A 727-nucleotide genomic window follows, 5' to 3' on the forward strand; every position below is an offset into this window, starting at 1 on the left:
GGTCTACATGCTGTTCGAAGGCTTTACGCCGCTCTATGCCGGCAGCATGGGTCTTGCGCTGACGGTGACGTTGATCCTGGGCGCCAGCATCACGGCCGGTGCGTCCTCCATGGTGATCCGCACCATCTTCTGGGTCGGGCTCGCGCTCGTCGTTGCCGCATTGTCGCGTGATGGCCTTCAGATCGTGCCGGTCGCGAGCGTCGTCGCCGGGCTGATTGTGATCACCGCTTTCATCCGTGGCGGGTTCAAGGCCTTGCGCGAATGCCGCGACGCGCTGGCCGAGAGCGCCAAGTCCGCCATCACCGTCGGCATGGCGTGCGCCATCGTCGGCGTCATCATCGGCATGATGTCGCAGACCGGTGTCGGCACCATCTTCGGCGGCTGGGTGATCGGGCTCGGCGAGAAGAGCCTGTTCCTGGCGCTGATCATGACCATGCTGCTGTCGATCCTGCTCGGCACCGGCATTCCGACCATCCCGACCTACATCATCACCGCCGCGCTCACAGCGCCCGCGCTGGCGAAACTCGGCGTGCCCTTGATCGCGAGCCACATGTTCGCGTTCTACTACGGCATCATGGCCGACCTGTCGCCGCCGGTGGCGCTCGCAGCGCTCGCGGCCGCGCCGATCGCGAAGGAGAATCCGGACAAGATCGGCTGGGAGGCGATGCGCATCGCGCTCGCCGGCTATGTCATCCCCTTCATCTTCGTCTATTCGCCGGCCTTGATG

Annotated in this window: 1 protein-coding gene; it reads left to right on the forward strand. The window is 65.2% G+C overall.

Features of this window, described 5'->3' with window-relative positions; translation table 11 throughout:
* Positions 1-727, forward strand: a 727-nt coding sequence (locus AC1D00_RS43895; protein WP_477015040.1) for a TRAP transporter large permease subunit, incomplete at both ends; no start/stop codon positions are given.

The sequence above is a fragment of the Bradyrhizobium sp. P2_E8 genome (assembly GCF_056403875.1).